At 59.1% G+C, this 26,050-nt stretch carries 21 protein-coding genes; 6 read left to right on the forward strand and 15 right to left on the reverse strand.

The window, feature by feature from the left end:
* Nucleotides 1-63: 63 nt before the first annotated feature.
* From C8C98_RS02850 to C8C98_RS02875, 6 genes are read right to left on the reverse strand one after another with little or no spacing between them, the layout of a single operon-like run.
* Nucleotides 64-549 (reverse strand): type IV pilin protein, encoded by a 486-nt coding sequence (locus C8C98_RS02850; RefSeq protein ID WP_121453047.1) that lies wholly within the window; start codon nt 547-549, stop codon nt 64-66.
* Nucleotides 546-5,432, reverse strand: coding sequence for a pilus assembly protein (locus C8C98_RS02855; protein ID WP_121455982.1), 4,887 nt, complete (start codon nt 5,430-5,432; stop codon nt 546-548). The genes C8C98_RS02850 and C8C98_RS02855 overlap by 4 nt, the downstream gene beginning before the upstream one ends.
* A gap of 40 nt (nt 5,433-5,472) precedes the next feature.
* Nucleotides 5,473-6,204, reverse strand: coding sequence for a PilX N-terminal domain-containing pilus assembly protein (locus C8C98_RS02860; RefSeq protein ID WP_121453048.1), 732 nt, complete (start codon nt 6,202-6,204; stop codon nt 5,473-5,475).
* Nucleotides 6,205-6,262: 58 nt separating this feature from the next.
* On the reverse strand, nt 6,263-7,384 hold the full coding sequence (locus C8C98_RS02865) for a PilW family protein (RefSeq protein WP_121453049.1): 1,122 nt from the start codon (nt 7,382-7,384) through the stop codon (nt 6,263-6,265).
* Entirely contained in the window at nt 7,381-8,016 is a 636-nt protein-coding gene (gene pilV, locus C8C98_RS02870; RefSeq protein WP_121453050.1) for a type IV pilus modification protein PilV, read from the reverse strand. The genes C8C98_RS02865 and pilV overlap by 4 nt, the downstream gene beginning before the upstream one ends.
* Before the next feature lie 10 nt (nt 8,017-8,026).
* Nucleotides 8,027-8,638, reverse strand: a complete 612-nt coding sequence (locus C8C98_RS02875; RefSeq protein ID WP_199726537.1) for a GspH/FimT family pseudopilin — start codon at nt 8,636-8,638, stop codon at nt 8,027-8,029.
* 107 nt (nt 8,639-8,745) lie between these two features.
* Here C8C98_RS02875 and C8C98_RS02880 point away from each other — a divergent pair, with 107 nt between their 5' ends.
* The 3 genes from C8C98_RS02880 (at nt 8,746) to C8C98_RS02890 (ending at nt 13,047) form a co-directional block, all read left to right on the forward strand.
* Complete coding sequence (locus tag C8C98_RS02880; protein WP_121453051.1) at nt 8,746-9,375, forward strand: riboflavin synthase; 630 nt, start codon at nt 8,746-8,748, stop codon at nt 9,373-9,375.
* A 490-nt stretch (nt 9,376-9,865) separates the two neighbouring features.
* Nucleotides 9,866-11,068, forward strand: coding sequence for an ammonium transporter (locus C8C98_RS02885; RefSeq protein WP_121453052.1), 1,203 nt, complete (start codon nt 9,866-9,868; stop codon nt 11,066-11,068).
* 128 nt (nt 11,069-11,196) lie between these two features.
* Nucleotides 11,197-13,047 carry a phospholipase D family protein gene (locus tag C8C98_RS02890; RefSeq protein ID WP_121453053.1) on the forward strand — a complete coding sequence of 617 codons (1,851 nt, stop codon included), beginning with the start codon at nt 11,197-11,199 and terminating at the stop codon, nt 13,045-13,047.
* 179 nt (nt 13,048-13,226) lie between these two features.
* Here the strand turns inward: C8C98_RS02890 and C8C98_RS02895 are convergent, their stop codons facing one another.
* Complete coding sequence (locus C8C98_RS02895) at nt 13,227-14,195, reverse strand: tRNA-dihydrouridine synthase (RefSeq protein ID WP_121453054.1); 969 nt, start codon at nt 14,193-14,195, stop codon at nt 13,227-13,229.
* Between the two features lie 224 nt (nt 14,196-14,419).
* Here C8C98_RS02895 and C8C98_RS02900 point away from each other — a divergent pair, with 224 nt between their 5' ends.
* Nucleotides 14,420-14,995, forward strand: a complete 576-nt coding sequence (locus C8C98_RS02900; protein ID WP_121453055.1) for a hypothetical protein — start codon at nt 14,420-14,422, stop codon at nt 14,993-14,995.
* Nucleotides 14,996-15,079: 84 nt separating this feature from the next.
* Here C8C98_RS02900 and C8C98_RS02905 read toward each other — a convergent pair whose 3' ends face one another.
* The 3 genes from C8C98_RS02905 to C8C98_RS02915 all read right to left on the reverse strand — a co-directional run bounded on the left by C8C98_RS02905 (nt 15,080) and on the right by C8C98_RS02915 (nt 17,516).
* A complete protein-coding gene (locus tag C8C98_RS02905; protein WP_121453056.1) occupies nt 15,080-16,231 on the reverse strand; it encodes a class I SAM-dependent methyltransferase in 1,152 nt (383 codons plus the stop codon).
* A gap of 8 nt (nt 16,232-16,239) precedes the next feature.
* Nucleotides 16,240-16,761, reverse strand: a complete 522-nt coding sequence (locus C8C98_RS02910; protein ID WP_099658765.1) for a GNAT family N-acetyltransferase — start codon at nt 16,759-16,761, stop codon at nt 16,240-16,242.
* Between the two features lie 164 nt (nt 16,762-16,925).
* Nucleotides 16,926-17,516 carry a hypothetical protein gene (locus tag C8C98_RS02915; protein ID WP_121453057.1) on the reverse strand — a complete coding sequence of 197 codons (591 nt, stop codon included), beginning with the start codon at nt 17,514-17,516 and terminating at the stop codon, nt 16,926-16,928.
* Nucleotides 17,517-17,716: 200 nt separating this feature from the next.
* Between C8C98_RS02915 and C8C98_RS02920 the strand changes: the two genes are divergently transcribed.
* Together C8C98_RS02920 and C8C98_RS02925 are read left to right on the forward strand one after the other, a co-directional pair.
* Nucleotides 17,717-18,355 (forward strand): response regulator transcription factor, encoded by a 639-nt coding sequence (locus tag C8C98_RS02920; protein ID WP_121453058.1) that lies wholly within the window; start codon nt 17,717-17,719, stop codon nt 18,353-18,355.
* Nucleotides 18,342-20,234: a hybrid sensor histidine kinase/response regulator gene (locus C8C98_RS02925; protein ID WP_121453059.1), complete on the forward strand. Its 1,893-nt coding sequence runs from the start codon at nt 18,342-18,344 to the stop codon at nt 20,232-20,234. Before C8C98_RS02920 ends, C8C98_RS02925 begins: the two co-directional genes overlap by 14 nt.
* 29 nt (nt 20,235-20,263) lie before the next feature.
* Here the strand turns inward: C8C98_RS02925 and C8C98_RS02930 are convergent, their stop codons facing one another.
* From C8C98_RS02930 to C8C98_RS02950, 5 genes are all read right to left on the reverse strand, one after another.
* A complete protein-coding gene (locus C8C98_RS02930; protein ID WP_121455984.1) occupies nt 20,264-21,718 on the reverse strand; it encodes a coniferyl aldehyde dehydrogenase in 1,455 nt (484 codons plus the stop codon).
* A gap of 313 nt (nt 21,719-22,031) precedes the next feature.
* A complete protein-coding gene (locus C8C98_RS02935) occupies nt 22,032-22,400 on the reverse strand; it encodes a hypothetical protein (protein WP_121455985.1) in 369 nt (122 codons plus the stop codon).
* An 80-nt stretch (nt 22,401-22,480) separates the two neighbouring features.
* Nucleotides 22,481-25,087, reverse strand: a complete 2,607-nt coding sequence (gene clpB, locus C8C98_RS02940; RefSeq protein ID WP_121453060.1) for an ATP-dependent chaperone ClpB — start codon at nt 25,085-25,087, stop codon at nt 22,481-22,483.
* Nucleotides 25,088-25,288: 201 nt separating this feature from the next.
* Nucleotides 25,289-25,765, reverse strand: a complete 477-nt coding sequence (locus tag C8C98_RS02945; RefSeq protein WP_121453061.1) for a molybdenum cofactor biosynthesis protein MoaE — start codon at nt 25,763-25,765, stop codon at nt 25,289-25,291.
* Nucleotides 25,762-25,992, reverse strand: a complete 231-nt coding sequence (locus tag C8C98_RS02950) for a hypothetical protein (protein ID WP_121453062.1) — start codon at nt 25,990-25,992, stop codon at nt 25,762-25,764. Before C8C98_RS02950 ends, C8C98_RS02945 begins: the two co-directional genes overlap by 4 nt.
* Between the last annotated feature and the right edge of the window lie 58 nt (nt 25,993-26,050).

Here is a 26,050-nt window from a genome sequence, read left to right on the forward strand (position 1 = left end):
CTCCAAAACAAAAATCCCAGCTACCACACGCGTAGCTGGGATGATTAGTCACTCAGGCAGCATCTAACGCCAACAGTACTCAAGCGCTGCAGCTGCTGACGCAAAACCTGAATAATTTTTAACTATACGACGATTAAGATGATCAATTGATACATCACCACAACGATCGTTGGCCATGCCAGAACCAGATTTCCGGACTGCATTTACAGAAAATACGTCACGAACACCATCTGTGACCGTTACCGTAATGTCGTACATCGCCGCCCCCTGCCCAGGCAATGGAGAAACGCTAAACCGGGAAGGAAACTGACTCTGATCTGTCACAGCGATATTTACACTATTTTTATCATAGCGAAAATTCTCTGTATAAAACCGCTCCATCCATTGCTGGGCACCAATTAAAGTGGTTTTGGCCTCTGCACGGCGAGACTTTGCAACGAACTCCCGGTAAGACGGGTATGCAATGGATGCCAAAACGCCAATAATTGCAACAACAATCATCACCTCAATCAAAGTGAAACCGGCTTGATCTATTGGATTTTTCTTCATTGATTTGTCCTCAACCCAGGTATTTCACGCCATTGCAAACGCGGCGCAGCACTTGAGCAAATTACAGCATCGGCATTTTGCCCGGTTACACGCTTCGCCCGCTGCCCTGCGGTACAGGTTGCCGCCTTGGTACAAGTTGGCCCGACACAAGTACAGCCTGCTTCACCAGATTTACATGATGTAGAAAATGGCTTCTTAGTTCGATCATTAACCACTTGCACCTTCTGATCGTTAATTTCTTTAGCTGCAATCACGATCTGTGATGGACCTGATGTAACCGTACCTTGAGTATTTCTTTCGGCCTTACCAGAGATGGGATCAATGGTAAACAAGGCAGTATTTGGCGTAGCCGTACATTCAGTGGTCACAGTTTTAGGCCGAACACCTACAAATGTGAGAACACCGGAGTCATAGGAAGGATCGGAGAGCACCGCCTCGGAGTCACCAGGGAGATTCATATACCAACCGTCATGGGTAGTCCAATCCAAAGGAATACTAGAAGTGACCGTAACAACTCCAGTCGTAGCGTTGCGGGTATATGTACGAGCAGCAAGAGTGGTAAGCCCTGTTGGCAAAGCCCGAGTACTACCCATACCTACCCGATCCCAAATACCATAAGCACGTTGCACCAACCCAGCTGCAGGAAAATCACCTGTTTCAAACGCATTGCCAGTTGCAAAAGTCACTAGGAACCCTCCTTTACCCATATAGAGCAATTGAGGTGCAGTGGTAATTGGCAGTGCAGTCACTGTGCTTCCGCTTGTGTACGTAGCCTGATACAAAGGTTTATTCGTTGTACCAGATTTATACGCAACAGCCCAATTAGCAGGATTAGCATCTGCCAAATTGAACTTCCACATATTACCCTTCATATCGCCTGCATAGGCAATATCAGCAGTGCCGTTGCCATCAATATCCTCCCAACGTGGCATGGACAGACCGCCACCAGCGCCCGTATCCACGACAATCTTTCGATAATTTGTATTTTCTGTCCAAACACCAGATGTCGGACCATTCAAATACACAATAAAAAGAACCGTCTTTCCGTTTGTAGACTTTTGACCATTTCCCAGCAAGAGTGCGAATTTTCCATCATTCATTTTTACCACAGGCAAAGCCTGTCCTGTGGTAGCGTGCCTGGAAATATCACCTACGATATACCCCAAATCAGCATCATCATCCGAAGTGAATTGCCACTTAAAGACACTCGCTGCACTAGACTCAGCCAAGCTGTTCACCGTAGTGGCATCCAAAGCATAAACAGCCTTGCCACCACGTCCCAACGTACCAAATACGTAGGTACGCCATGCCGCGCTTGTGCTAGTACCCACCTTCACATCTGCACTGAATGGACTGCCATCCACATACGGCCACACGGTACCTGACGGCCGCACTTCGGCATTGGTAACAAAATCGGCACCATCAAGTTTTGTTTTAGCACTAGTACTGCGTTGCAGTGGAATTTCAGCCAGACGGTTCGCCAGCGCTCCGGGAATGTAAGAGAACACTTCTGCGCCTGTAGAGGGATTAAAAGCATGAAGCATCCCATCATTAGCAGCTACCCATAACAGTCGGCTACGGTCCTTGTGCGTCGCACGGAAAGCCGCATAGCCATCGCCCGAAGCGCCAGGAAACGTTGCACTTGGAGGACCTTGAATCCAAGGTGTGCCATTCACCACAGGCCCCAACAAGCTTGTGCCTCGCTCACGCAAACCATTCGCACCTTCCTTGCTCTGATCACCACGAATGTAATTCAAGGCTATTTCAGCATTGGTGGCAGAGAGATTATTGGTACTAGCAGTAGTCATCTGCGTTTTGTAGCTTGCAGGCAAACTAGCCCACCGAAAAGCAACACCCGCCCCACCACTGTTAGTGATGATGTTTCGATTGGTGCCTCCATTTGCGGAATGATTACCATAGAGCAGCGCTCCTGCCTCCCAGGTCGCAGCGGTACCGAACTCTCCCTCTGAATCAACCTTGTAGGCTTCTACAGTACCCTGCACCGTCGCACTGTCAAACTTGACCAAATACTTAAACCCGCTCTCAACCAATTGAGCGGACGAAGTAGCTGGCGCAGCATTAGAAGCCTTGGCAGCCGCATTCAGTGCCTTACGCAACTGTGATTCTAAAATTTCTGGGCGTCGAGCCAGAAAGTAGCCATCGGGCACACCATCGGATCCCAGCTCACCATCTGCATTGACGTTATCCCAATCACTTTGGGAAGAAGGTTGATTCAGCGTGCCCCAGGTACCATCGTTATTTTTAACACTTGACTTAAAATAGCCATATTTCCCAGCATACCACAATGGATCCTTAATGAGTGCATTTGTTTCACCAACCACATTAAAAGTATTGGAAACCAAATAATCTGCATTTTTCACCGAGCAATAATTTGCAAGAGTTGGTATTGCTGGATCACCGGTACTACCATTCCCAGTAACATTGCACACCGTGTTGGCATATGTATTACCAAAAGCGCTTTTGCTACGGTAAGCATTATCACCACACAAATACTCACTCGTGTCAGGCATATTACTCAATATACCAGAAACACCATTACCCATATGCTGATGAGTAAGATACCGCCCATTACCGCTCAAACCAGTCCCTGACTTCTGCACTCCAATCACACTGAATCCATGAGTACCCGAGGCACCGCCACACACACCTGGAATATCCGTCGTAATTTTTATATCCCAACCGGACGGTGATGCAGCATTGGCAACCAAGTCATACCGAAGAAATCCCGTAATATCCATATCATAATCACCGCCCATCAAAATATCGTTCCAAGTAACGATAAATGCACCATAGGTTGGCCCTGAACTGATGGATGCAAACGTCAAAGGCGCGCTAACTTTGCCATTAACTTGAACACTTTCTGGAGTGATATAAACATATTTTTGCGGATTGGTCCCCGGAACAGGAACATCAATACGAGGAGCGCCGCCGCTCAATGACGCGGCCATTGTTTTGACCTTCAGCGCATTCTCCACCGTAGCCAAATCGGAGGGAGGAGATGCAAGGGTACGTATTTTGTTAGTGTTACCGTAATACGCAGCTCCCGCCACTTGATAAGTTCCACCCATAGCAGGCGCTTCTGGGCAAATACCATTGACATTAGCCAAAGTACCTACAGTTTTCGCCGAACAGGAGTTAGAGTCATCGGCACCTGTCAAACCCTTACCTGTGACTGAACCTACTGAGCGCGAAGTACCGTGAATACCTTCAAGTGCACCAATCTTATTGACGAAAGAATCCAAATTACCTGCAGTGGCCACGCCTGGTAATGTGTTAAAAGCTGCATCGGCCTGACCATCAAAACTCAGCGCGCTAGATGAAAATGTCAGAATGTTTAATGGCCTGCACACTGAGTTTCCATATTTTGAGCGTGCTGTACTGTTGGCTAATGGATCACTCCAACTGGCAACCGGCAATCCTGCATTAGAATCATTGGAGTTTGAAGATGGATTTGTCGGTGTAGGCGACGACCCGTTGTATGCGTAATATTGCAGAGCCTGCACCAACATTTCCCCAATTGGATTTCCCCAAGCAGGCAAATTAGTTTCACCAGAGGCACTGGGAGTATTCCCCCCTCCGTAAGTCTTTGACGAGCGTCCATATAAAACAATAGAGTCGAAAGCCTTGATAGCGCCAATACCAGTTGTTCGACCGTCAGTCAAAGTAGCTGCACAGCCAGCACCAGCGCTATGACAAAAAACACCTGTTGTACGATTTATCTCATCCTCTAAATCGCGGATATTTTTCCGCAGTGCGCCCGCAGTATTCTTTTGATCGTAACTACCAGTAATCAGACCAAACTCCACACGAGCTGCATCGCCTGCATTTTGCGGATATCCAAACTCCTGCAAAAGTCCATAGGGCTTCAAATTAGTGGTTGAACCTGGCGGAAAAGCCTGACAGCGCTCCTCACCCAACCAATTAGGATCGCACACCTTCACATTCAAATTCAAATCTGGACCAATACCAGAATAAGTAGCACCATCCGTATCCTGCCGTGGAATGCTCACTTCGTGATTTACACCACCATTGCCTTTATCGGCATCTTTATAAAATCGAGCCAATTTAGGACCAAAAGTACCCAAAGCATAATTATCAGTATCACGCCAGCGACACAACTGAACTTCGACGGTCGACCAAAACCGCACATTACCCTTGACCAAACGCATGACAGGCTGAGAAGTTTTATAATTTTCGGAATTACCCGTTACACATATACTCAAACCAGCATACTGATTTGCATTGGCTCCCGTTGTTTTCGTCAAATCTGCCTGCGTAAATGGCGTGTAATCTCGAATATCTGCACCTTTGTAATATTTGACAAAGGAATGTGCATCAAGAACAAGCCGACTACCCATCAGAACAGTCGAACCATTTGTATCAGTCGAGCGATAACCACCGTAGAGCATCTTGCGCACGGTATCCAAACGAGTCATACTCGCCCAGTTTAAGAAGTTTCCACTCCAATGCCTATTAGCAGACGAACAACTGTACTTTGTACTGGTCACTGATCCCACTGTGATTGTAGTTGCCGTTGCCTTAGCGGCCGGATTAAATTGATTCGCAGCCTTAGAATAGTCGTAACATTTGGTCGAATCAAAATATCCATAATATTTAAAATCAGGTTTGAATGTGGTATCAATTACCCCATCACCATCCAAGTCTTCAAAGTCCGTAAACACGGGACCAAACAGCAAATGATCTTTTGAAGCCGTTAACATTATCATCGGCTTATTAGCTGTCGTTATAATATTAGGCGGAATAGCTTCTTTGGGCGTCGAAACATCAATCGGAGTAGCCAATACTAGCACTCCAGTTAATGCCCCCAGCGCCAACACACCTGATTTTAAGTATTTTGACATGTAAAAACCTGCGTCCAATAATTAATGCATTTCGCATTCTTCACGGGAAGAACACTGTTTGAAGAACAACCTGGGTTCTAGTTGAATATCCAAAACCACGGGCTGTAACTCGGTACATAGTGGACCATTGGTTAGCACTTTCACCCGTTGAGGTTACCTGAGTCTCATCTATATTCATACGCACGTGCTTGCGAAGAAACACTTCAACCAAATATTCGGGCTGTTTCGCTACGCCGCGTATGGGAGGCACCCCCGTAAATGTCCCCAGAGGTACCCCCCCTGTGAAGGAATCACAGTTGTTGGCCGTTACAGGTTCCCGCCCAGGCTTGGTAGCTTCATTGTCATTCCAAAGCCCTCCTTTGCTAGCAGGCCACCATGGCTCAGCCACGCCGGTGTTACTGGCAGAAGCCATGCTCCAGTTTGCATCTTTGTAGGTCGCATCATCTTTCAAACATAGACCACGCGTACACCCAACCGTGAACTCTGCTATGTTGATACCCTCATCGTCAACAGGGCTGCTATTTCGTGCACACGAAGCGTTCGCAAGCTTCACACCAAAGGCAGCGTTGTCAATATCACGTTCAGCATCACGCAAAGCTGACTCAGCAGCTTGGCGCGCCGCCTCCTGATCAATCTGGTTTCTGGCCATGGACTCTGCCAACATAGACTGGCGTGCAGTCCACACGCTTATGCCTGTCACTGCGACCAAAAAAAGCAGAACCACCACCAAGGCGACGCCTTGCTGCCCAACTTGGCGCACACGCAATTTCATGGGTTTAACTCCGGCATTTCGCCTTGAGGAGTTGCAAGCGAATTGCATTCTCTAGATCCTAGTAATATTGTTTCAAGGCATTTCGCAGACCAAAAACCTCTACATGTCGGGTGATAGTGTCACCAGTGGGTTGGTTCTTAGTAGTTCCACTGCAATCCACATAACTACGCGACGATCCAGATTTGTCAGCAATACGTGTATTACCCCCCAATGTGCGCGTCAGTACGCACACTCGCACTGCCGTCACACGCTGCCATGGGGTCAAAACGACACCATTAATAGCTTCATTCGATAAACCATTCACTTCCGAAGCTGTATAGAATCGCGCAGGAGTCAAGGTAGCATCGCCCGTGTACACCCCATAGGTGAACCTCATATCCTCCACCCCTTGCATAATAGGTTCGTAAGCGGTTGCATCTGCCATACCATGCGGGCTACGCCCATTACCACTACAAGCCAAGCTGCGAGTCGTAATATCCCGATTCTCCACAGAAACAGTTGTATCATTAAGTGCAAATCGATTGGAAACAAATACCGGCAACTGAGGTGGAATCGCTGTATCCACTCCAGGGTGTGGCGTTGTCGGCGGTGCTCCTCCTGTATTCTTCTTGCGCTCGTTGTTACTTGGGTCGCCACCTGCCACATTCGGAGCAACATCAGCACCTGTGCAGTCCATTCTTCTCCCAGTCGTTCCACCCATTGCAGCCGTATCACTCGTGAATGCATTAATCACTATAGTATCTGGCTTTGTTGCATCCACCGCAGGGCACGTACTAGTCGCCACATCAAACTTGCCCCCAGCACAGCCAAAAATTGAAGAACGAAAAGCTGTTGGAGGCCAACCCGTCAACGGATTTTGCCAATCTGTAATAACACGAGGATTCGACGGCAAGGGGGGGTAAGTGTCATACATCCCTTGCTGAGTTGGATCAACCGGAATAGGCGCAACAGTGGCTGGATAAAATCCAGCATTCATGATTTCACGCCCTAACATCTGCAGAACAAAGGCACCCGTTTCCTGGCTGCTGCTGTTGCGGTCAATAGAGCGCTGAGACTCTCGAGAAGCCAAGTATACGTACGCAGCAGCAACCACGATGATCAAGCTAATGGCCATAGCTACCATTAACTCAATCAGGGTCAAACCCTTCTGGCGAACGGATATTTGAGTGGTATTTTTCATGGCACAAACGAGAATCGAGCACAACGAACACCAGCAGGCGCAGAAGCAACATTAGGACAGCAGCTTTGCTGAGCCATGCCCGATTCATTGCCCGCACAAACGGGAGCTGCTTGAAGAACGCCGTCCTTGTCAACATTTTCCTTATCGAACCACATCATAGTGACAAGAAAGCCATTGCGAGAATTGCCATCGATATGCGCCGCGCCTTGTGGCATTTTGATACGCAAAAGCTGACGCCAAGTTAGTAGATCAAAGGCTGCGCGCTCCGTTGTTGAGCATGCCGTGGTTTCACAATTCTTAGCTATGGTCAACGCATCAGATTGCTGGGTGGCCCAAGTTTGATTCAGCACGTAGGCGGAGACACTCTCTACACCAGCGGATGCAAAGCTGGTGCCGGCCACCCCCGGATTAATACGCACGCGCTCCGAGAGATCAGACAGAAGAGCTGAAGAAGAAGATCGAGCCCATGTATTTATTTTGTACTTTGATGTTGCCGCTTGCAGGCCCGCAATACCAAGCAAGCCAATAGACAGCACCAAAACGGCTACCATCATTTCAACCAATGTCACACCACGAACATCACGCCTTGCGGCCACAACTTCGCGCCTAGGTAAATAAAATGAAAAAATCATCAGATTTCAATTATTGATAATTGGAACATGTCTTATCATGCGGTATGGTTCTCGTACGCCCCAAACTGTCGAGACAGATATTGAAACCGTACTTTATTGTCATCGCATTTCCGACTGATTCATAAATCAAATCAAACTCTCCTGCACTCCCAAGACCTGGTGCTCCTCTTGAATTAAAGGTTATTTTTTTACGATTGTTTTGGGTCTGCAACAAATAGATTGAGTCACCTGCAGGGCGCGCCAGCAGCATATTGATGTCTTCGCTGGGCTTATTGAGCCCGGTATCGCAACTAGGGTTGAGGAATACGATCCAGCCGGCTTGCCAATCGTCACCTGACGTGGTGCATGCAGGAGAGGCATTGGCAGCGCTGCTGCTCATGCAGACCGTGACACAAGTATTTCTATTCACAGCTTCATTTCTGGCCTTCAAAATACTGGCATTGAACTCGTTCCCCAAGTTCGTCATCTGACTGCGCACAATGAAATCACGGATGGAAGGTGCTGCAAGCATCGCAAGGACAGCGGCGATAGCCAAAGTGACCATCAACTCAATCAGGGTGAACCCGGCCTCGGCCGTGGGCAACGGCGAGCGGGCTGGCAACATTTGGTTAGATTTCTCCATGGGCTAATTATTAAAGACAAGGCGCGCTGGGCCTAGCTCCTTCGGCACAGCCAGACTTACCGTTTGTCGCCTACAGTCACACACTCATTACAACCACTACCGCAGCCATGTTCACAGGAATCATCACCGGCCAAGGCCGCATTGCAGAAGTCGCCCCCCTGGGTGCCACAGAAGCCCACGGCAAACGCTTGGTCATTCAAGCCCCAAAGGGGTATCTGGACGACGTAGGCTTGGGCGACAGCATTGCCCTGAACGGCGCCTGCATGACGGTGACCACGCTGGAGCCCCAAGCGCTGCAGTTCACCGTGGATATCTCGGCCGAATCGCTGCTCAAGACCACGGGGCTGGACACCCCCGGGCCCATCAACCTCGAAAAGGCGCTGCGCGCCCACGACCGGCTGGGGGGGCACCTGGTGTCGGGCCATGTCGATGGGCTGGGGCAAGTGACGCACTTTGCCCAGGTGGGCGAGAGCTGGGAGCTGCGGGTCTTGGCGCCGCGCGATCTGGGCAAATATCTGGCCTACAAGGGCTCGATCACCATCAATGGGGTGAGTCTGACGGTCAATCGCATCACCGATAGCGAAGCTGGATGCGAGGCCAGCATCAACCTGATTCCGCACACGGTCGAAAACACGGCGCTGGGGAGCTTGAAGACGGGATCGCGCGTGAACCTGGAGATTGATTTGATCGCACGGTACGTGGAGCGCATGCTGGCGGCACCAGCCGCCGCACAGTGACGGCAGTGCGCGGACCAGCGCACCAAGGCGAGTCAACGCGGCATCCCTCAGCCCTGCCCCGCCTTAGCCGGGGCTTGCAAAGGGCACTCCCGCAGTGACGACTGTGCCAACCGCGCCATTCATTTACTATTAAATTAATAGCTGCCAGCGCTTACTGAATAAGCACTAGCAGCTATTTTTCCTTCAATTCACAGCCTAACGTAGGGCAGACTGCCTCATCGACAAGGGCATCCAAGAGAGGGCCCACTGGCGACTGAGGCTGAGCCCATCCGTCGCAAGAACCTGATCGGCACGATCTTGCGACAACGCACGCCCCATGCGGCATGGCGCTGAACGCGGTAGTCCATGGGCCATGGGGCGCACCACATTGCACCCCACACCTTGCCATGGCGCACATTCCAGGCGCATTTCTTGCTTTATCGTGGTGCAAATTTGGTCCACGGCACCCCCATGTGCACCAAAACAACCCAATCAAACGCAAGAGGACGATATGGAAGCACTCAAACAGGGCACGGACGCTCTGTTCATTTTGCTGGGCGCCATCATGGTGCTGGCCATGCACGCAGGCTTTGCCTTTCTGGAGCTGGGCACTGTGCGCAAAAAGAACCAGGTGAACGCTCTGGTCAAGATTCTGGTGGACTTCTCGGTGTCCACCGTCGTGTACTTCATGGTGGGCTACGGCGTCGCCTACGGCACACATTTCTTTGTGGGGGCAGAGACGCTGGTGCTGCAAAGTGGCTATGGGCTGGTGAAGTTCTTCTTTCTGCTCACGTTTGCCGCAGCCATCCCGGCCATCATTTCGGGCGGCATTGCAGAGCGAGCACGTTTTTGGCCGCAGCTGCTGGCCACGGCGGTCATCGTGGGGTTTGTGTACCCGTTCTTTGAAGGCATCGCCTGGAACCAGCACTTTGGCGTGCAGGCCTGGATCAAGTCCCTGACGGGGGAGGAGTTCCATGACTTTGCGGGCTCGGTGGTGGTGCACGCCATGGGCGGCTGGATTGCCTTGCCCGCCGTGGTGCTGCTGGGCTCGCGGGCCAACCGCTACCGCAAGGATGGTGCGATCTCGGCCCACCCGCCATCGAACATTCCGTTCTTGGCCCTGGGTGCCTGGATCCTGATCGTGGGCTGGTTCGGCTTCAATGTGATGAGTGCACAGACGGTAGACAAGCTCTCGGGCCTGGTGGCGGTGAACTCGCTGATGGCGATGGTGGGCGGCACACTCGCAGCCCTGGTGATGGGCAAAAACGACCCTGGCTTTGTACACAACGGCCCTTTGGCGGGCCTGGTGGCCGTGTGCGCAGGGTCTGACCTGATGCACCCACTGGGCGCCCTGGTGGTGGGCGCAGTGGCGGGCGCGATTTTTGTGGCGATGTTCACCCTCACACAGAACAAATGGAAGATCGACGACGTGCTGGGCGTTTGGCCACTGCACGGGCTGTGCGGCACCTGGGGCGGTTTGGCTGCGGGCATTTTTGGCAGCAAGGCGCTGGGCGGGCTGGGCGGCATCAGCTTTGCTGGGCAGCTCATTGGCACGCTGATGGGCGTGGCATGGGCGTTGATAGGCGGTGTGGTGGTCTACGGCGTGCTCAAAGCCACCGTGGGCCTGCGACTGAGCCAAGAAGAAGAGTTTGATGGCGCCGACCTGTCCATCCACAAGATCAGCGCCACCCCCGACCGCGAGGTGAGCTGGTAAGCCACTGGCGTGCACAGCGGCCCAGCACAACGCTGCCACGGGTAGGCGCGTTGTCTGACACCCAGGCCCCGTGTGGGTGGGTATACATTGGGACGCAGCCAGCACTGCGCCACCCACCCCACCCCTGCATGCACCTCGCCCACCCTCACCCGCCAAGCCTTCGCTCCCAGCACCGCAGGCCATTGCCTGGCCCGGCGGGTTGGTCTTGGGTGGGTTGGATACTGACTGTCGCGGCGCTGGGCGCCGCGCTCACAGGCTGCACGGGTTTGCCTGAACAGGTGGACCGCCCTGTCTCTACAGCGCTGGCAGACCCTAGCCCAACCCCTTTGGCGCAGTGGGCGCAGACACAACGCAGCGCAGACAAGGCACGCCACCCATCCGGCTTTGTACTGCTGAGCGGTCCCCAAGCGGCCTACGGCAGCCGCCTGGCGCTGGTGGATGCCGCACAACAAACGCTGGACTTGCAGTACTACGCCATCCACGCGGATGCCAGCACCGAGCGCCTGCTGCTGGCCGTGGTGGCTGCGGCCCAGCGGGGCGTGAGGGTGCGGGTGCTGCTGGACGACTTTCACAGCACCGGGCGCGATGCCCAAGTGATGCGGCTGGCGTTTGTGCCCAACATCGAAATGCGCATGTTCAACCCACTGACGGGCGCCCGCAACTCCCAGATGGGGCGCGTGTTCAGCCTGCTGGGCGACTTTTCTCGCGTGCAGCAGCGCATGCACAACAAGCTGTTCATTGCCGACAACGCCATGGGCATTGCGGGGGGGCGCAACCTGGGCAACGCCTACTTTGGCAACGACGAATCCGGCAACTTTGTAGACCTGGACGTGTTGGCCACCGGACCGGTGGTGCAGGCCCTGTCGCGCAGCTTTGACGCGTACTGGAACAACCCACGCGCCTACCCCGTGCAGTCGCTGATCTCGCGCCCAGAGTTGCTGCGGATGCGCGAGCGCCTGAGCCCGCCCAACGGCCCCCTATCGCCCGATATACAACGCAGGCTGCGCGAGGGAGAAGCAGGCAGCGCCCTCCCCAGCACCCCGCCCACTAGCGCCGATGGCCCCAGCCCCACCAGCGCTCAACGTGCACGCATCTGGAACCAGCGCCCACTGGACCTGCGCCAGATGCGTTGGACCTGGGCCCCCGCCGCCGTGCTGGTAGACCAGCCCGCCAAAATCCCCGCTGACGGGACAGAGGCGAGCCCCCCTCCTTCGCAACCACCCGCTCAGCCGACGGAGTCGATCGGCACGATCACCCCTCCGACCACAGCCCCCGCAAGCAACGCGGTCACCCCACCCGAGCCCCCCGCCGAAACGGTGGTGGACGGCTTGCTCCAGCTCATGGGGCAAGCCAGCCAAGAGCTGCTCATCGTCTCGCCCTACTTCGTGCCTGGGGCCGACATGAAGCAGGCATTTGCCAGCGCTATCGCCCGGGGCGTGCGGGTGCGGGTGCTGACCAATTCGCTGGCGTCTAACGATGCGCCTCTGGCCCATGCTGGTTACGCAAGGCACCGGACTGACTTACTGCAAGCAGGCGTGCAGCTGTATGAAATGCGCAGCGAGCTGTCGGGGCTGCGCAGCGTGTTCCTGGGCACAGGCAGCAGTGGCGCAGCGGGGGGGGCTTCCGGATCTATGGGTGTGGGCAACTCACGGTCCATGCTGCACTCCAAACTGCTGGTGATGGACGGGCGGCTGCTGGCGGTGGGGTCGATGAACCTGGACCTGCGCTCACAGCTGCAAAACACCGAAATTGCCCTGCTGATCCAAAGCCGACCCCTGGCCGCCCAGGCCACGCGCCAGATCGAAGCCGCACTGACCGATGCCGCCTGGCACGTGGTGCTGGATGCGCAGGGCCAACTGGTATGGCGGGCCCCTGCCCACAGCAGCCTGCAAGACGCCACCACCGAGCCTGACGCCAGCGCCCCGCTGCGCTGGCTGCTGCACCTGATCGGACCACTGGCGCCCGACCATCTGCTGTAGCCGCCTGGCTAACGCAACCCAGTGTCCCGAGTTGGAGACTCGTCTCATAAAGACGCCGAAATCGCCGCCATGCTGCGTTGCACATCCTCGCGATAGCTTCGGCTATCGCTGTGGTTTGCGCCTTGCCTAACGACGATTTCGACCTCTTTATTTCATCAACGACCTTCCACCTCGGGACACTAGCGCGTGCCCGCCTGCGCCTGCAGGGACGCAATCCACAGCGTGATGGCGCGCTGGTCCGTCAGGGTGCGCACATGCTCAAAAGCCTGCTCTGCCTCGGGAAAGCGCCTGCGCAGCAGATTCAGCCACTGCTTGAGACGGCCCGCGCGCTGGCGCGGCTCCAGCCCATCGCACACCAGTTGCCAAAAGGCGGCCAGGTGGGGGAGCAGATCGGCCCACACCACCGTGTCCGTGCCCGCATGCCCGGCATCGGCCGCCCGGATGGCGCGAGCCAGCCCAGGGTCGGCCACCGCGCCGCGCCCCAGCATCAGCGCCTCGCAGCCTGACACGGCACGGCAGCGCTGGGCATCCTCCACGGTCCAGATTTCGCCATTGGCCACCACCGGGATGCGCACGGCCGCACGCACTTCGGGGATCAGCTCCCAATACGCGGGCGGGCGGTAGCCGTCGGACTTGGTGCGGGCGTGCACCACCAGCTCCACCGCCCCACCGTCTTGCATGGCCTGCGCGCACTCGCGCATCAACGACGTGTCGTTGAAGCCCAGGCGCATCTTGGCCGACACCGGCAAATGCGCTGGCACGGCGCGGCGCACAGCCGACACCACGGCTGCAATGCGCTCGGGCTCTTGCAGCAGGGCCGCGCCACCACCGTGGCGGTTGACCACTTTGGCCGGGCACCCAAAGTTCAGGTCAATGCCTTCCGGCTGCAAGGCCGCCAGCCGCGCGGCGTTCTCGGCCATGCACACCGGGTCTGAGCCCAGCAACTGAGCGCGCACCGGCACACCCGCCAGGGTGCGGCTGCCGTGCAACAGCTCAGGCACGTAGCGCAAAAACACTTTGTCGGGCAGCAAAGTGCCCGTGATGCGAATGAACTCGGACACGCACCGGTCCACACCCCCCACCCGGGTAAGCACGTCACGCAACACGAAATCCAGAAGCCCCTCCATCGGGGCCAGCAACAACGTCATGCCAACTCACCCAGTCCCATGCGTTTGCGCGCGGCACCCGCAAAATCAAACATAAAAAATGCCTTCAACGCAATCATATAAAGCGCTGCAAGCTATCAAATATATAGCAAAACCTGCACACCACCAGATGACACCAGGTGTTCGCTCAGTCATCACCATGTCACGGCCCGCTGTTGCAATATCGGCCACTGCCTCCTGCGCCCCCGCCTTTGCCAACGCCCGCCATGCTGCTTATCAAAACCGACAAAGCCCGACAAGAACTGGCACCCGGCATGCGCACCCTGAGCCTGCGCGAGCGCTCGCTGCTGCTGTTGGCAGAAGGCAAACCCCAGGCCGAACTGCAAGCCATGTACAACGGCGGTGGCGCCCAGATCGTGGAGCACCTGTTGAACCAGGGCTACCTGGCGCCAATGGCGCCCACCGCGCCCGCAGCAGCCTCCACAACCCACCCCAACACCCCGCCAAGCCCTGCCAGCGCCCCCAAGGCAGCACCGGCGACCACAACGGCGAGCCAACCTACCGACAAACCCACCGAGCCCAGTGACGCCCTGCGCTCGCTGGCCGGTGCCCGGATGTACCTGTTCGACATTTGCGAGCGGCTGTTTGCCCGGCGCGACCCGGCCATGGCCCAGCATTTTCACAGCGCCCTGCGTGCCGCGCGCGACCGCGACAGCATGCTGGACGTGGGCGAAGCCTTGCTGGAAGAAGTGGCGCAACTCGGGGGCGCGGAACGCGCCCAGACCATCCGCGAGCGCATGACCCAGTTGCTGCCACGCGAAGCCAGCGCCACACCGGCTTGAGAGCACAGCCTCAACCCCCACCGATCATCACGGTATGGGAGCCTCAAGACCTGGCACGCCAGGCCAGCCAGGTTGCAGCGTTGCTTATTGGGCAGCGCCCAGGCGCCACAAGGATGTCACCTCGGCAGCCCGCGCAGCGTGCAGGGCATCGGTGGCATCGGTGGCCTTGGCGTGGTGCGGCTTCACGTCATGGCGGCCCAGCACCTGCAGCCCTGCCTGCGCGATCCACTCCAGCAGCTGGGCACGGGGGCGCAGCTCCAGGTGCTCAGCCAGGTCCGACAAGATCAGCCAGCCCTCGCCACCAGGCTCCAGATGTGCAGCCAGGCCTGCCAAAAACCCGCGCAGCATGCCACTGCCCTCGTCGTACACCGCACGCTCGATGGGCGAGCTGGCCCGCGCAGGCAACCAGGGCGGGTTGCACACCACCAAGGGCGCGCGCCCTTCGGGAAACAGGTCGGTCTGCAGCAATTCCACACGGCCCGCCACGCCCAAGCGTTGCAGGTTCTCGCGGGCACAGGCGATGGCACGCGGGTCCTGGTCGGTGGCCACCACGCGCTGCACACCTCGGCGTGCCAGCAGGGCAGACAACACGCCAGAGCCAACACCCACATCAAAGGCCAGCGCTTTGGATGGCAGCGGCGTTTGCGCCACCAAATCCACATACTCGCCCCGCACGGGCGAGAACACGCCGTAGTGCGGGTGAATGCGATTGCCCGGCGCAGCCCCCAAGGCGGGCACTTCCACGCCCTTCTTGCGCCACTCGTGCGCGCCCACCAGGCCCAGCAGCTCGCGCAGCGATGCCACCACGCGCTGGCCGCCGGCAGGGCCCCAGGCCTCGGCGCACGCCTGGCGCAAATCGGGCGCGCGGCGCAGCCCGATGGCGTAATCGCCTTCGAGCACGATCAATATCGACGACAGCACCCGCGCCCGCTGCGCCTGGGCCTGCCGGTGCAGGTGAAACGCCTGGGCCGGTGTGGCATCGGCCGCTTTTTTGGCGGCTTTGGCTGCAGCCTTGGCGGGCTTGCGGTCGGTGCGGCGCATCAGCGCCTGCAGCAGCATGCGTGCGTTTTGAAAATCGCCCGTCCACAGCAGGCCTGTGCCTTCGCAGGCGAGGCGGTATGCGGTGTCTGCGGGCAACGTGTCGTCTGCGGCCACTACCCGGCGAGGGGCCGGGGCGCCGCTCTCAGAGCGCCAGTGGGCGGTGTGGGACTGGCCCTGGCTGCTCCATTCGATCATGGGAGGTATCAGCCGTTGATAGGGCGCTTCAGGCGCACTTCTTCGATCTTCACGCCGCCGATCACAGCCGTTTTGGCCGTGGACAGCTCGCGCTTGAAACCTGCCATCTCGTGAAAGCGCAGCGCGCGCTCATTGCGCAGCGGCACCCAGGCGGTGACATTGGTGCAGCCCTCTTCTTGCAGGCCATCACGGGCGGCATCCCACAGGGCCAGGCCCACGCCTTGGTTCCAATGCGTAGGGGCGGCGTAAATGGCCCAGATTTCACCGGTCGTGGGACGGGATTTTTCATCGCGCGAGCGGTCGTAACCGACGAAGCCGACGATCTTCTCGCCGTCCACGGCCACTTGCACCTGTGGCTCGCAATATTCAATGGCCTCGCGCCAGTAGGCCTGGCGCTTTTCGACCGACATGGATTTCAATTGCTCGTCTGGCACCAGTCCTTTGTAGGCCTCTTGAGCAGAGACAGTGTGGATCTGGGCAATGGCTTTTGCATCGCGAAGCGTGGCGGGACGAACCTGGATACTGGACATGGACAAACCGAACGAAAACAGGGTGTAAAAAACAAAAAGGATCGGCATTGTCGCCGCAAACGGTTTTCCACCCCTTTGCGCTCGGTTACAGCGCGGGTTCAAAGTGCCTTTTTCAGGCGCTTTTTGCCTCCTTCAAAAGCCACGAAAACGCCGTGCAAAGCCGCTCAGGCAATGGCCATGGCGTTGCCCATGGCACCCGCGGCCATGGCCTGCGCCGCACGCTGCACCAGGGCGCGCTTGTTGCGCGGGCGGGGCGCATGCACGGCGGGTGGCTGGCCATTGATTGCCCCCAGGCTCAGTACCAGTGTCACGGTGCGCGAATCGTCCTCACGGTCATCAATGGCATAGGCGCGGTAACTGCCATTGCCCTGCCCATGGCTGCGGCGCACCGCATGAAAAGCCACCCGCGCGCTCGCCACGCGGCTACCCCCAAAAGGCAGTACCCGCACGCGGGCGTCGCGGTCCAGGGCCAAGCCCAGGCTTCCGGCGCGGTTGATCAAATCGGTGCGCACCGTGCGCCAGGTTTGCCCGGCATCGGTAGAGAACTGCCAGGTGCCCACCTGGGCGTCCAGCTGCTCGATCACCATGCCCGCGTGCAGCGCCAGCTCAGGGCAGTTGTCCTGCAGGATCTGGATCACGCTGTTACCCCCCACCCCACCTGCCGCAGGCGACGCGGCGGCGCCTGAGCGGCGCTCTGCAGCGGCGCGCTGCGCAGTGGAAGACGCGGCAGGAGAACGGTTGGCAAATGCGGTCATTTTGAGCCCCTCTGTGGATGTTGAATGCAATGGATGCGATGGTTCTGAGCAAGGTCGGTACGCATTGACATTTGCACTGCAAGGCACCGTTCAATGCATGGGAGAAAGTCTAGAAAACGGACTGCAGCGCGTCCATCGCACAAATGGACTAACAAAAATGGACTAGTCCAAACGGGTGGTTTGTGGGCAATACTTGGTGGATGTCTGCCCGTCTACTGCTTGTTGATGACCACACCCTGTTTCGCACAGGCTTACGCCTGATCGTTCAGGACCACCCATCGGTAGGCTCCATCGCAGAAGCGGGCTCTGTGGCTGAAGCCTGCGCACTACAGCTGGCCGATGCAGACCTGGTGCTGCTGGACATCCAGCTGCCAGGCATGAGTGGCCTGGACGGCCTGCGCCTCATCCGCCAGGCTTGCCCCAAGGCGCGCATCGTGCTGGTGTCTGCCAGCGTGGCCCCAGATGCAGTGAACGAGGCCCGCATGCGCGGAGCCGACGGTTTTCTACCCAAATCGGCCAGCGGCGAAGACATCCTGGACGCCATCACCTGCGCATTGGCAGGGCTGCCCTGCTTTCCGGCAGGCAGCGGCCAAGCCCCACCCGCTGTGCGCGGGGCCGGTGCATCGGCCCTCACGGCGCGGCAGCTGGATGTGCTGGCCCTGCTGTGCGCGGGCAAGCCCAACAAGGTGATTGCCCGCGACCTGGGGCTGAGCGAGAACACCGTGCGGGTGCATGTGGCAGCCATCTTTGGGCAACTGGGGGTCAACAGCCGCAGTGCGGCGCTGCTCACAGCGCAGCGCATGGGCCTGGTCGCCACACCCAGCCATGACACCCTCTGACGCCCACCATGCAGAGCCCGCAGCAGCCGAGGCTGCCGCAGCGCCATCGGCATTGCACACCCCCACCCACTTGATGAGCCGCCTGGGCTGGGCTTGGCCACGGTGGGAGCGCGAGGAAATCCTTCGCGAGCAGGTCTCGCTGCTACGCCACAACTTCCCGATGACTTTGCTGGCCTCGCTGGCCACAGCCTTTGGCACGCTGTGGGTGATGCGCCCGGTGGCCGACCCGCAGGCCATGCTGGCCTGGCTGATCTCGCACATCCTGGTGGTGAGCTGTGTGTACGCCGTGCTGCTGGGCATTGACCGCCAGGGCACTGCCCACCCCAAGCGCGCCGTGTGGCGGCTGATGGTGTGCATGAGCGCCATGGGCATCAGCTGGGGCAGCCTGGCCCACGTGGTGCTGTACTGGGGCAGTGGTGAGAGCGTGATCTACGCCATCGGCATCATCAGCACGGTGTCATCGGGTGCTCTGGGGCTGGGGGCACCGCTGCTGTGGGGCTACATCATCTACCTCACGTTTGCCATTGGCGGGGTGCTGCTGGCACTGGCCATGGCGGGCGGCGTGGTGATGTGGCCTGCCCTGCTGATGGTGTGCGTGTACTACGCACTGACCTCCATGCACGCACGCACCGGCGAGCAGGCTACGCTGCGCTCCATCGTCCTTAAGCTCGAAAACGAGCGGCTGGTGACCGAGTTGCGTGCCGAGTCGCGCCGCGCATTGGCCGCGCAAGAAGCCGCGGAGCAAGCCGACCGCGACAAGTCCCGCTTTCTGGCTGCTGCCAGCCACGACCTGCGCCAGCCCCTGCACGCCATGGGGCTGTTCCTGGAAACGCTGCAACGCAGCCCACTCAACGCGTATCAGCAAACCGTGCTGGGGCACGCACACGCGGCCTCTGGCGCTGCGGCAGAGATGCTCACCACCTTGCTCGACTATTCGCGCCTGGAGGCCGGGGTTGTCAAGGTGCGCCCTGCGGCTTTCTCGGTGCAATCGCTGCTGACCTCGCTAGAGCAAGAGTTCGGTGTGCAGGCCGATGCTGCGGGCCTCATCTACCGCACGCGCGAGACCTCTGCAGCGGCCTTTGCCGACCGCTCGCTGGTCGATCTGGTCATGCACAACTTCATCTCCAACGCCCTGCGCTACACCAGCCGGGGCGGTGTGCTGATTGCCTGCCGCCAGCGCGGTGCCCGGCTGGCGCTGGAGGTGTGGGACACGGGCCATGGCATTCCCGAGCACCAGTGGGAGGACATCTTCAAAGAGTTCCACCAACTGGGCAACCCCGAACGCGACCGGCGCAAGGGCCTGGGACTGGGCCTGGCCATCGTGCAGCGGCTGGCCCGCGAGATGTGCACCAACGTGGAGGTGAGATCGCGCCTGGGCAAGGGCTCGGTCTTCCGGCTCTGGCTGGACAACTGGCAAGGCGCCCTGGAGGACGAAGCCCAGCCCGTGCTGGACCCGCAAAGCCTGGCAGGCCTGAAGGTGCTGGCCATCGACGACGACGAGGCCGTGCGCATGGGCATGCAATCGCTGCTGCAAAGCTGGGGGTGCGAATGCCTGACGGCCGAATCCGGCGCCGATGCCATGCAAAGCCTGGAGCGCATGACCCCCGAGTTGATCATCACCGACTTCCGCCTGCGGCATGAGGAAACGGGCAAGCAAGTGCTGCAAGCGCTGCGCTCCCAGCTGGGCGCCATGGTGCCCGCCATCATCATGACGGGCGACACCTCTCCCCAGCGCCTGCGCGATGCGCAGTCCACCTCAGCCCTGCTGCTGCACAAGCCCGTGTCCACCGGCCAGCTGCGCGACGCCATTTCGCTGTTGCTGCAGCAACCCCAGCCTGCCGCCTGGCAGGCCGAAGAAGCGGCTGCCGACCCCACCTGAGCCCACGCAGCCGCAGCGCCCGAGCAGGCTCAAAACAAGCGGCGCATCAAATCCATCAAACGCTGAAACCGTGCGCCATAGGGTGGGTAAAGCAACGCGCCCAGGGACCAGCGCGACTGCACCAGCACCGACTTCTGGTGGCTAAACCGCAGAAAGCCCTGCTCCCCATGGTAGGCGCCCCAACCGCTGTCGCCCACGCCGCCAAACGGCAGGTTGTCGTTGGCCACATGCATCAGCGTGTCATTCACCGTCACGCCCCCGCTGACGGTGCGGGCCAGCACGTCGTCGCGCACCGCCTCACTTTGCCCAAACCAGTACAGCGCCAGCGGGCGCGGCCCGGCGTTGATGTGCGCAATGGCATCGTCCAGCCGCTCGTAAGAGATGACGGGCAGGATGGGGCCAAAAATTTCTTCCTGCATGAGCTGCATGGCCGAAGTGGCGCCAAACACCAGCGTAGGCAGCATCTGGCGGCTGACGCCATCGCCCAGCATGCCCGCCGTGGGCACTGCGGGTTTGCTGGAAGCGGGCTTGCCCACAGACGGGTCAATCGTCTGCACCTCAGCGCCCAGGGTTTGCGCCTGCTGCAGCATGGTGCGCAGCCGTGCGTAGTGGCGCGCAGTGATGATGGACGCGTAGTCGCCATTGCCCTCAATGCTTGGGAACAGGCGCAGCACGGCAGCGCCATAGGCCTGGGCAAACTCAGCCTCGCGACCCCGGGGCAGCAGCACGTAGTCAGGCGCCACGCAGGTTTGCCCGGCATTGAACAACTTGCCGTGGGCGATCTTGAGGGCAGCCTCCTGCAGGTCGCAGTGGCCGTCGATGATGCAAGGCGATTTGCCTCCCAACTCCAGCGTGGTCGGGGTGAGGTTGTGCGCCGCCGCCTGCGCCACCTTGCGCCCCACGGCGGTGGAGCCGGTGAACACCAGGTGGTCAAACGGCAGCGAGGCAAACAAGGCCGACAAATTGGCATCGCCCTGCACCACACAAAACTCATCGGCCGAAAAAAACTGTGCCACCAACGCCGCCAGTTGCGCCGAGGTGTGCGGCGTGAGCTCGCTGGGCTTGAGCATGACGCGGTTGCCCGCCGCCAGTGCGGTGATGGCGGGGGCCAGCGCCAGCTGGATGGGGTAGTTCCACGGCGCGATCACCCCCACCACCCCCAGCGGCTGGCGGGCAATCCAGGCACTGGCAGGCTGCAAAAACAGGGGGGTGAACACCCGCTGGGGCTTCATCCAGCGGCCCAGGTGGCGCAGGGTGTGCGACAGCAAACTGCGCAGCACAAACAAGTCTGCCACCTCGGTCAGGCGCGGCGAGCGCATGCCGAAGTCGGCCTGCACGGCGGCGGCCAGCACGGGGGCGTGCTCGTCCAGCAATTTTTGCAAGCGCAGCAACCGCTCGCGGCGCACCAGCAGGGGCACATCCACTTGCGCGCGGCTGGCCTGGTGCTGGAGTTGGAACTGGGCGTGTATTTCGGCAGGGGTCATGCAACGATCATAGGAGACCCCGCCAGCGGGCGTGTCACGAAAGGGCACATGCGATGGCTGGGCACCGCGCCCTTGGCGCCCCTGCGTCATGCACCCGACACAGGGAGCACAAGGCCATCAGCGCAGCCTGGCAAGTGCCAAGGCCCCTTTGCACGGGTCGAGCGGTAGGTGTGCGCTGGGGATCGGGATGGGCTGCAAGGCGCGTACAACGAAGCTGACCGCCCGGCAAGCCACTTGCCCAAAGGGTTGGAGTGAAATCGGGCGATTGCACTCCAATGCAATCTCCAAAAAGACTTTGAACAGGTTCTAAGCCTCAGCGGACTTCACGTGCTTCCACGTCTGTCACCTGGGCTGCCCCGGGCAGGATGCCGCCACGGTGCTGTGCGGCGGGCTCATCCACCACACCATCACCCGCTCCAGGAGCCCCAGGCACACCACGGTGGCCACCCGCAGACCAACGCTGCGTGGAACGAAAGGCGGTGCTGAAGCCCGTGCGAGGGTCCATGCGCATGACCCAGGGCGTCACAGGCTTGCCCGTCAGCCGCGCCCAGCCAGCGCGCAAGGCCCACACCAGCGCCAGCACCAGCACGGCGGCCAGCAGGCTCAAGAAAAGCACCACGCCCATGGCCAACACCACCACACGCAGCACCAGGCGCAACAGGCCCGCAACAATTTCGTTCAACTCACACCTCTCATTCACAACATGGGCGGGGGCAGCACCGGCCTCTGCACAAGCCTGCACACCCGCCAGCGCTTTGCAGGTCAACCCTGCGGCGCGGCGCTGAACTGGAACACGCCCGGCTCCAGCACCGGGTTCACGCTCACCGCGATCACGCTCTTGGGCGGGAACTGCCCTTCCAAGAGCAGCTTGGACAGCGGGTTCTCAATCCGCTGCTGGATCGCCCGCTTGAGCGGCCGCGCACCAAACACCGGATCGAACCCCACCTTGGCCAATTCTGCCAAGGCCGCGTCCGACACCTGCAACTCCAAATCCATCTTGGCCAGCCGGGATTGCAACAGCTGCAGCTGAATTTTGGCGATCGAAGCGATGTGCTGCGCATCCAGCGCGTGGAACACCACGGTCTCGTCAATGCGGTTCAGGAACTCGGGTCGGAAGTGGTTCTTGAGCTCCCCCCACACCGCTTCCTTGATGTCGTCAGAGTCCTCACCCACCATGGCCTGGATCAGGTGCGAGCCGATGTTGCTGGTCATCACGATCACCGTGTTCTTGAAGTCCACGGTGCGACCCTGGCCATCGGTCAGGCGGCCATCGTCGAGCACCTGCAGCAGCACGTTGAACACGTCGGGGTGGGCCTTTTCCACCTCGTCGAGCAGCAGCACGCTGTAGGGCTTGCGGCGCACGGCTTCGGTCAGGTAGCCGCCCTCCTCGTAGCCCACATAGCCCGGAGGCGCACCGATCAGGCGGGCCACCGAGTGCTTCTCCATGAACTCGCTCATGTCGATGCGGATCAGGTGGTCTTCGCTGTCGAACAGGAAGCCTGCCAACGCCTTGCACAACTCGGTTTTGCCAACGCCCGTGGGGCCGAGGAACAAGAACGAGCCGGTGGGGCGATTGGGATCTGACAGGCCCGAGCGCGAGCGGCGGATGGCATTGGCCACCGCAGCAATCGCCTCTTGCTGGCCCACCACGCGCTCGTGCAACTTGGTCTCCATCTGCAGCAGTTTGTCCTTTTCGCCCTGCATCATCTTGGCCACAGGGATGCCCGTGGCGCGGCTCACTACCTCGGCGATTTCTTCCGCACCGACCTGCGTGCGCAGCAGGCGGCGTGTGGCGGGTGCGCCGTCCTTGCCAGCCTCTTGCGCCTGGGCTTCTTTGAGTTGCTTTTCCAGGTCCGGCAGCTTGCCGTATTGCAGCTCGGCCACCTTGTTGAAGTCGCCCTTGCGGGTGAATTCTTCGATCTGGAACTTGAGCTTGTCGATGGCCTCGCGCACATGCGCGCTGCCTTGCGCCTGGGCCTTTTCGGACTGCCAGATTTCGTCGTAGTCGGCAATTTCCTTTTGCAGCTTGGTGATCTCTTCCTCGATGAGCGCAAAGCGCTTTTGCGAGGATTCGTCCTTCTCGCGGCGCACGGCCTCGCGCTCGATCTGCAGCTGGATCAGGCGGCGGTCAAGCTTGTCCATCACCTCGGGCTTGGAGTCCATCTCGATCTTGATCTTGGACGCCGCCTCATCGATGAGGTCAATCGCCTTGTCGGGCAAAAAGCGGTCGGTGATGTAGCGGTGGCTCAGCTCGGCGGCGGCCACGATGGCGGGGTCGGTGATGTCCACGCCATGGTGCACTTCGTACTTTTCCTGCAGGCCGCGCAGGATGGCGATGGTGGCCTCCACGGTGGGCTCGCCCACCAGAATCTTCTGAAAGCGCCGCTCCAGCGCTGCGTCCTTTTCGATGTACTTGCGGTACTCGTCGAGCGTGGTCGCGCCCACGCAGTGCAGCTCACCGCGCGCCAGCGCGGGCTTGAGCATGTTGCCCGCGTCCATCGCGCCTTCGCCCTTGCCAGCGCCCACCATGGTGTGCAACTCGTCGATGAAGACAATGGTCTGGCCTTCGTCCTTGGCCAACTCATTCAGCACGCTTTTCAGGCGCTCTTCAAACTCGCCCCGGAACTTGGCCCCCGCCAGCAAGGCGGCCATGTCCAGTGAGAGCACGCGCTTGCCCTTGAGGCTTTCGGGCACTTCGCCCGCCACAATGCGCTGGGCCAGGCCTTCCACAATGGCGGTCTTGCCCACGCCGGGCTCGCCGATGAGCACGGGGTTGTTCTTGGTGCGGCGCTGCAGCACCTGGATGGCGCGGCGGATTTCATCGTCGCGGCCGATCACGGGGTCGAGCTTGCCCAGGCGGGCGCGCTCGGTCAGGTCCATGCAGTATTTGGCCAGGGCTCCGCGCTGGCCTTCGGCCTCGGCGCTGTCCATCTTCTGGCCGCCGCGCACAGCTTCAATGGCGGCCTCCAGGCTCTTGCGCGTGAGGCCGTTGTCCTTGGCTATTTTTGCCGCCTCGCCCTTGCTGTCGATCACGGCCAGCAAGAACAGCTCGCTGGCAATGAACTGGTCGCCGCGCTTGATGGCCTCTTTCTCAGTCGCCTGCAGCACGCGGCCCAGCTCGGGGCCGCCTTGCACCTGGTCGTTGCCCTGCACCTGCGGCAGGCGCTTGACGGCGGCTTCCGCCGCTGCCAGCAGGCCGGGTACGTTGGCGCCCGCACGCTGCAGCAGCGCCTTGGGGCCGTCGTCCTGCTTGAGCATGGCCACGAGCATGTGCACGGGCTCGATGTAGGCGTGGTCGTTGCCCAACGCAATGCTCTGGGCATCGCTCAGGGCTTCCTGGAACTTGGTGGTGAATTTGTCGAGACGCATGGTCTATATCCTCCGAATTGCCCTGCAGTTGGGGTGGGCACTGCCTCATTTCAAGGCAGCGGGCACAGGAAGAGATTGACCTGGATCAGTGGGTTGCAGCGGAGACGGCCCACACAATCACTATCAAATCAATAGCTGCTAGCGCTTATTTAATAAGCGCTAGCAGCTATTTTTATTAGAAAAATAGCCCCCAACCTGGGCTCAGGCGTTGCGTGCCGTGATGCCCCAGCGCGCCAACGCTGCGTCATCGCTCACTCGGGCGTCTACCCAGCGGGCGCCTTGCGCAGTCTCTTCTTTTTTCCAGAATGGCGCCTGGGTCTTGAGGTAGTCCATTAAAAATTCGCAGGCCTGAAAGCTCTGCCCTCGGTGCGCACTGGTCACCGCCACCAGCACAATCTGGTCGAGCGGCTGCAATAGACCCACGCGGTGGATCACCCGGGCGCCCAAAATATCGAAGCGCCGAAAGGCTTCTGCCACCATGGCTTCGATGGATTTCTCGGTCATGCCGGGGTAATGCTCCAGCTCCATGGAGGCCACTGTGTCGCCCTCATTGCGGTCACGCACCGTGCCCACAAAGCTGCACACCGCGCCTACGCCCTTGTCGCCCTGGCGCAGTTCGGCAATCTCGCGGGACAGATCAAAGTCCTCTGTCTGGACCGAAACGCGTGCGGACGTCATGGCGCGCGGTGCAGGCGGGGCGCAGCCAGCAGCGCCCGCTCTTCTTCCACAAAGTTTTGCAGCTGCTTAAGTGCAGGCGAGGGTGGCAGCTTGGCCAGCTGCGTTTGCAGCCGCGTGATGTCGCCCACCGTGGGCGCCACCTTGATTTGCGCCACTGCGGCGGCGTGGTTGCCGGATTGGATCAAGGCCAGCACCTTGCTCGGCCATTCACTTTTGGGTCGTGCCATGGAAATGATTTGGATAGTTCGACAGGGTTTCTACAGGAATGTCTGTAGCATTCGCCCG

It is taken from the genome of Acidovorax sp. 106 (assembly GCF_003663825.1).
Lineage (GTDB): Bacteria > Pseudomonadota > Gammaproteobacteria > Burkholderiales > Burkholderiaceae_C > Acidovorax.